Here is a 6,511-nt window from a genome sequence, read left to right on the forward strand (position 1 = left end):
GTGTCTCAATCTAGTTTGAAATGACTATAGACCTGCAATGATATAGACCTGCAATGAAATAAACCCATGCTGGTCAGGGAAGCCAAACTCCTCAACCCCGCTCCAGCGCCATACCAAGCCTTGGATGAGGCCCTGCCCAGTTTGTCCGCAACCAATGCTTGCGTCACTGGATGGATGAGCGTGGTGTCAACAAAGCTGCCTTGTACTCCCGATGCAATGTTAACTTGGCAACTGGGATGGGTTTCCCCGCAAGGCTTCCAGGAAGGCAAATACTGCAGGCGGATGCAGCGCAGAGGCCAGAACGGCAGCCCCGATCACCCGCTCCAGTGGGATCGGCAGCCGGCGGATCTGGATCCCTTCGGGAATGGGAATGGCGGCCAAGCGGGGCAAGATGGCAGCCCCCAGACCCTGTGCCACCATGTTCACAATGGTGGAGTCTTCCTTCACCAAGTAGGCCACCTTGAGGGTTTGGTGAGCGGCTTCCCAGTGGTTCCGCACCGCGGTGGTGCATTCGGCGTAGTTGTAGAGAATGTAGGAAAAACGGGAAAGATCCTCCCAGGTCAGGGTTTCCGGCAGGGGCCCAAAACTCAGCGGAACCAACACAATGAACTCATCGCGGGCAATCTCCCACGTCTGTAGATCCTCAGCAGCCCGCGGCAGAGGCAATAGACCAATATCCACCTGGCCCGATCGCAACAGATGTTCAACAGTGGCCGGATCTTCCTCTGTAAGGGTGAGGGTAATCTGGGGAAATTGTTGGCGGAAGCGGGCGATCACCGGCGGCAGCAAATGGGTTGCAGCACTGCGAAAAGCGGCAACCCGCACATTTCCCCCCCGCAACCCTTTTTCCAGGTTGGCCTCATAATCCATTTGTTCCCGCAGTTGCAGCATTTTGCGAACATGGCGCAGCAGTCGCTCCCCCACCGGGGTTAGGCGCGCCCCAAAGCGACCGCGCACCAACAGGGTCACCCCCAGTTCTTCCTCCAGGCTGGCAATGGCCCGGCTCACCGCCGACTGGGAAATGTGCAATTGCAGGGCAGCATCGCTGAAATTTCCCCGCTCCACCACAGCCACCAGGGTTTGCAGTTGTGAGATGTTCATGGATCCCATCTATTCGATCTGCGCATAGATGTGATGCTATCTCAGGTTTGAACCCTCCGCCGCACCTGACTAAACTACGACATAACTTCTCCTTCACACTGCGAAACAGCGGGAAACAGTGTGAAAACCTCTTTATCTTCCTGTCGTTGGTCAAGTGTCCCTATGTCGAGATCCATGTTTGCCCTGCTGCCATTCCATCAATTTCGAGATACTCCCGGCGTGCGTTTTTTCGACATCACGGTTGCGCGATCCAACGCCCGCGATTTGGTTTACCACGATGGGCCGGCCATCAGTCCCCCCAATAATCCTCAGGGCTATTGGCAGTTTTATATGCATCCACACCAGGAGGACAACTTGCTGGCTTTATGGGGCGGACGGACGTTTTACCTGGTGAATTTTAGCTGGAGGGATCCCTTCCATATTGTGCGCCTGGAAGCGAACCGAGGCATTTTGCGCATTCCTCCCGGCACTTTTCACCGTTCCGTCTCCGATCCAGAGGGATCCATCGTATTGAACCAGGCGGTGCGCGACGAAAAAGCCATCTTGGAAAAAGAATTTCGCATCTACGACAGCAGCCGTATTCCCCGATTGCTGCAGGTGACCTCGGCACCCGCCCCTTTGCCCCGCATTTGTGCCTGAGTACAGTTAACCCATGCCCCCCCGCGAGTCAATCAGGGCTCGCAATCGGGCAGCAGCCTGTGTGAGCTGTGCCGAGGGAATGGACACTGTGGGGTCGAAGGGATGCCCTGGTGGGTTGGCTGTGGCCAGAGGCTCAGCCCTCTTTGGGGATCCCTGCAGGTGAAAACTGAAGCTAGAGTAAAGATGGGTGCTGGGGGATCCACCAATGCTCTCTCTGGAGCGCAAGGGCATAGCGGATAGCTCGATCAACTTGGCGGAGTACATCGACCATACTCTGCTGTTGCCGATGGTTACTCCAGAACAGATTGACCAGGGGTGTGAGATTGCCTTGCGCTATGGCTTCCCCACTTTTTGTGTTCCTCCCTGCTATGTGCCGCGGGTGGTGGAGCGGCTGCACGGATCCCCGGTCAAGGTGAGCACGGTGGTGGGGTTTCCCCTGGGCACAACCACTGCAGAGGCTAAGCTCTACGAGGCCCAACTGGCGGTGGAGCAGGGGTGCCGGGAGCTGGATGTCCGCATCAACTTGGCTTGGCTCAAGGCGGGGGAGCTGGATCGCCTCCATGCCGAGATTGCCCAACTGGTGGAAGAAACGGGGGTCTGCATCAAGGCCATTTTGGAAACGGCTCTGCTGACCGAGGAGGAGAAAAAGCTGGCCGGGGAGATTTGTATCGATGCGGGGGCGGCTTTTTTGATGACCTCCACTGGCTGGATGGGGGGGGCGACGCTGGCAGATGTGCAACTGTTGTGGCAACTCAGCCGCGGTAAAGTGGGGGTGAAAGCGTCGGGCGGCATTCGCACAGTGGCTCAAGCAGAGGCCATGATCCAGGCGGGGGCCAGCCGTATCGGCACCTCTTGGGGGCTGGAGCTGATGCAAGAGCTGCGAGCCAGAGGAACCCCATGAGTGGCCGCACCTACCGGGTTACGGGCATCAACCTGAAAGGGATCCCCCTGGGAGAGGCGGATCGGATTGTAACCATCTTGACCCGCGAGCAAGGGTTGATCCGGGCGGTGGCCAAGGGATCCCGTAAGCAGCCTTCCAAGCTGGGTGGGCGGATGGAGCCTTTTGTCATCAACGATTTGCTGATGGTGCGGGGGCGCTGGTCTGCCCAAGCAGATACCTCCCAGCGTTTACAACGCATTGTCCAAGCGGAAACCCTCCAGACTTTTCCTCGTCTCAGCCGCAGCTTAGCCCATCTCACAGCAGCGCAGTATTTGGCGGAGGTGGCCTTGCTGTTGGCCTTGCCCGATCAAGCCCAGGAAGAGCTGTTTGTGGTGTTGGTCGAACACTTGGAACGCATCGAGCGGGCTGCTTCGGAACAGGCCGTTCTGCCCTTGCTCACCCATGGGTTGTATCACCTCCTGGCGTTGGCAGGGTTTGCCCCTCAGGTACAAGCCTGCTACTTCTGTCAAGGGGGGTTGGTCGGCAGCGTTTTTTTCAGCCCCCAATGGGGTGGCTTGATCTGTGATCCCTGCCGGGTGGCCCAGCGGCCCAGCCCGATTGCCTGGGTCTCCGCTTCTGCCTTACGTGCCTTGGGATCCCTGCCCAACTCGACATTGCCTCTGCCTGAGGATTCGCTGCCTTTGGCTGCTTGGCTGGAGGCAGAACGTCTGTTGCGGCGTGTTTTGGAGCATCATACAGATCGAGAAATCCGTTCCGCCGAGCTATTGGCCAGTTGCTACGCTGTTCCCACCGCAAACGGCCAGGGATCCCCAGCTTTTCCTGAGGGACATCCCGAAAAATGGGCATCGGTCTGAAAAAGTTGTGAAGGTATGTATCAAGTCCGGCCCAATAGCCGCAAAATAGAGCATCGAGGCGGGTTGGCAGCCGATTTTGGATGATAAATTAGGTTATGGAAAGTAACTTCTTACGAAGGCCTCTCAGGTTTGAGCAATGGTTTGGGGGGAGGAGTGCCTTGCACCAGGTACTGGACAGCATCATCAGGTGGGATTGAAGTTGGAGCTTTTAACAAGATTGAATCCACTGCCGAGAGGGCCTTCTGTTTTGTGCTTGTTTCCCGGAGCTGCATCCCTGAGGTGCGGCTTTGGTTAATTGCAGATGATTGCTTGTGAGTGTTCAATTTCACTCGGTGAGTCTGCCCAACTGAGGAGCAGCCCCTGAGGTTCCTATATCCGCCCAACTCAAGTTAGCGCCCACCTCAGTTCTTTTTCAGATTTCTCTTTTACCGAGTACCGTTAGAAGTTCAGGAGTTGCAGCACCGTGGAAGCACAGCGTAAGGAACGGATTCTGGTGGTCGATGATGAGGCCAGCATTCGACGCATTTTGGAAACCCGTCTGTCCATGATCGGATACGACGTGGTCACAGCTTCGGACGGCGAGGAGGCGCTGGAGGTTTTCCACAAGCAGGATCCCGACCTGGTGGTGCTGGATGTGATGATGCCGAAGCTGGATGGCTATGGGGTTTGCCAGGAGCTGCGCAAAGAATCCGACATCCCCATCATCATGCTGACGGCGCTGGGCGATGTGGCCGACCGTATCACGGGGCTGGAGCTGGGGGCAGACGACTATGTGGTCAAGCCCTTTTCCCCCAAGGAGCTGGAAGCTCGCATTCGGTCGGTGTTGCGCCGGGTGGCGCGGTCGGCCCACGATGGGATCCCCAGTTCTGGGGTGATTCAAGTGGGGGATATTCGCATCGATACCAACAAGCGGCAGGTCTACAAACGGGACGAGCGCATTCGCCTGACGGGGATGGAGTTTAGTCTGCTGGAGTTGTTGGTCAGTCGGTCGGGGGAGCCTTTTTCCCGCTCCGAGATTTTGCAAGAGGTGTGGGGCTATACCCCGGAGCGCCATGTGGATACGCGGGTGGTGGATGTCCACATCTCGCGGCTGCGGGCCAAGCTGGAGGATGACCCCAGCAACCCAGAGCTGATCCTGACGGCCCGAGGCACCGGTTATCTGTTTCAGCGCATCGTTCAGGGAGAGGAACAGGCACGGTCTTGAGAGGGGATCCCTCGCAACTTCTCTTCGAGGGCAACCTGGACTCGCCTCAGCACGCCAACCCAGTCTCCCGGTGTGTCTTGTCGAAACAGTCGCATTACCCCGGGGTACCAGGGGCTATCTTCTCGATGGAGCAGCCAGCGCCAATCGGCGGCAAAGGGGAGCAGCACCCATACCGGCTTGCCCATCGCCCCGGCCAAATGAGCAACGGCTGTATCAACGCTGATCACCAGATCCAACTGGGCAACGGCTGCGGCTGTATCGACAAAACTGCGGAAACGGGATCCCAGCTCCAACACTTGGTGCTGCTCCAATAGGGATCCCAGCGGCCTTAGATCTTCCCCCACCTGCAGGCTAACCCACTGGATGGAAGGCCCATGCAAGTGTTGGAGCAACAGATTCAGAGGGCAACTTTTCAGCCTTTGCACGCGGTTGAGCTCAGGATGGGCACGCCGACCGCTGGCCCACACCAGCCCCACCTTCATCCGCTCCTGGGAAAGCTCTGGCCAGGAGAGGCTCGAAGAGGTCTGCGGCCCACTTGCGCGAACGGGACAGACAAGGTAGGGGATGCAGGCAGGGATCGTCTCCAGAGTGGTGCCCAACCGCTGCGGCAAGCTGAGCAAGGGCAGATGGCAATCAAAAGAGGGCAAGGGATCCGTTTCCGAGATCACCTGCACCTGGGGCAGGCACCCTCTGAACAGCTCGACAAGGGATCCCTGACAGCGGAGGCAGATTTGCGCTTGGGGATGGGCCTCGGCCAGCAGCGGCAAGTAGCGCACAAACTGAATCGTGTCCCCCAACCCTTGTTCGGCGCAGATCAGCAGGGTCTGATGGCTCAGGGGGGATCCCGTCCACAGAGGGGAAAGAAAGCGCGGGTAGGTCGCCCCTTGTCGCTGCAGCCGCCATTCGTATTCTCGCCACCCCTCCTCGTAGCGGCCCAGGGTCAGCAAAGCCGTGCCCAGGTTGTAGTGGATCTCCGGCCAGTGGGGGGCCAACTGCAAGCTGCGCCGATAGGCTTCAATGGCCGCTTCCAACCGGTTTTGTTCCTGCAAGATGGTGCCCAGGTTGTTGTGAGGCTGGGCATCCCTCGGCAACAGCGAGATGGCCCGTTGCAGACAATCGGCGGCCTCTTCCAGGCGATCTTGCAGGTGCAGGCAATGGCCGAGGTTAACGAGAATTCGCCCCTCCTGGGGTGCAAGGGCGAGAGCTTGGCGAAACCAGCCTTCCGCTTCCTCAGCTTGGCCATCGAGCATCAGGGCATTCCCCAAAGCTGCCAAGGCATAGACCTGGGGAGGCTGGGCTGCTGCTGCCTGTTGCAACACCTCAATTGCCTGGGCCAATTTCCCCAGGGTGAGCCAACAACTGCCCAATCGGAAAAGCAATTGCCCATCAGCGGGGGCAAAGGCCAGGCCCTGTTCGTAGGCTCGCGCCGCTTCCTCTGGGTTGCCAAGCTGCATCCAGGCATCGCCCAGATCCTGCCAGGCCGGTACCCAATCCCCCCGCAGGTGCAGAGCCAGTTGCAAGGGGGTCAAAGCTTGGCGGGGATCCCCCATCTGCAGATAAAGGGATCCCAGCAACGCCTGAGCAGCGAACAAACGCGGCTGGGTGCGGGTAAGCTGCCGGCAGAGGTGCAGAGCAGTCTTCAGATCCCCCGCCTGTCGGTAGCGTTGAACCAACGCCAGAGCCGCCTGCGAAGAGGATGGGATCTCGGATCCCCGCTCTGGATTCTGTGACTTAGCCGCTTGCCGATTGTCTTTCCCTCGCCCAAAGCCCCGTGGCACGTCTTTGCCTGATACATTTACGCTGAACACTGCT

Annotated in this window: 6 protein-coding genes; 4 read left to right on the top strand and 2 right to left on the bottom strand. The window is 58.5% G+C overall.

Features of this window, described 5'->3' with window-relative positions; genetic code table 11:
• Positions 1-219: 219 nt before the first annotated feature.
• Positions 220-1,101 carry a LysR family transcriptional regulator gene (locus tag NW815_RS09285; RefSeq protein WP_414343826.1) on the bottom strand — a complete coding sequence of 294 codons (882 nt, stop codon included), beginning with the start codon at positions 1,099-1,101 and terminating at the stop codon, positions 220-222.
• A gap of 174 nt (positions 1,102-1,275) precedes the next feature.
• Between NW815_RS09285 and NW815_RS09290 the strand changes: the two genes are divergently transcribed.
• The 4 genes from NW815_RS09290 (at position 1,276) to rpaB (ending at position 4,699) form a co-directional block, all read left to right on the top strand.
• Entirely contained in the window at positions 1,276-1,740 is a 465-nt protein-coding gene (locus NW815_RS09290) for a redox protein (RefSeq protein WP_414343843.1), read from the top strand.
• A 205-nt stretch (positions 1,741-1,945) separates the two neighbouring features.
• Positions 1,946-2,641 (top strand): deoxyribose-phosphate aldolase, encoded by a 696-nt coding sequence (gene deoC / locus NW815_RS09295; RefSeq protein ID WP_414357543.1) that lies wholly within the window; start codon positions 1,946-1,948, stop codon positions 2,639-2,641.
• Positions 2,638-3,495 (top strand): DNA repair protein RecO, encoded by an 858-nt coding sequence (gene recO, locus NW815_RS09300; protein ID WP_414415934.1) that lies wholly within the window; start codon positions 2,638-2,640, stop codon positions 3,493-3,495. Before deoC ends, recO begins: the two co-directional genes overlap by 4 nt.
• 463 nt (positions 3,496-3,958) lie before the next feature.
• Positions 3,959-4,699 (top strand): response regulator transcription factor RpaB, encoded by a 741-nt coding sequence (gene rpaB / locus NW815_RS09305; protein WP_011434119.1) that lies wholly within the window; start codon positions 3,959-3,961, stop codon positions 4,697-4,699.
• Here rpaB and NW815_RS09310 read toward each other — a convergent pair.
• Positions 4,672-6,511: tetratricopeptide repeat protein (locus NW815_RS09310; RefSeq protein WP_414415935.1), on the bottom strand; the 1,840-nt coding region annotated here is incomplete at its 5' end. The two genes, rpaB and NW815_RS09310, sit on opposite strands and share 28 nt — an antisense overlap.

This window comes from Synechococcus sp. R6-7 (genome assembly GCF_047461695.1).
GTDB lineage: Bacteria > Cyanobacteriota > Cyanobacteriia > Thermostichales > Thermostichaceae > Thermostichus.

Bases quoted from the DNA above. Each gene is read 5' to 3' on its own strand.
- recO (WP_414415934.1), top strand. From the start codon at position 2,638: ATGAGTGGCCGCACCTACCGGGTTACGGGCATCAACCTGAAAGGGATC.
- NW815_RS09290 (WP_414343843.1), top strand. From the start codon at position 1,276: ATGTTTGCCCTGCTGCCATTCCATCAATTTCGAGATACTCCCGGCGTG.
- NW815_RS09285 (WP_414343826.1), bottom strand. From the start codon at position 1,101: ATGAACATCTCACAACTGCAAACCCTGGTGGCTGTGGTGGAGCGGGGA.
- deoC (WP_414357543.1), top strand. From the start codon at position 1,946: ATGCTCTCTCTGGAGCGCAAGGGCATAGCGGATAGCTCGATCAACTTG.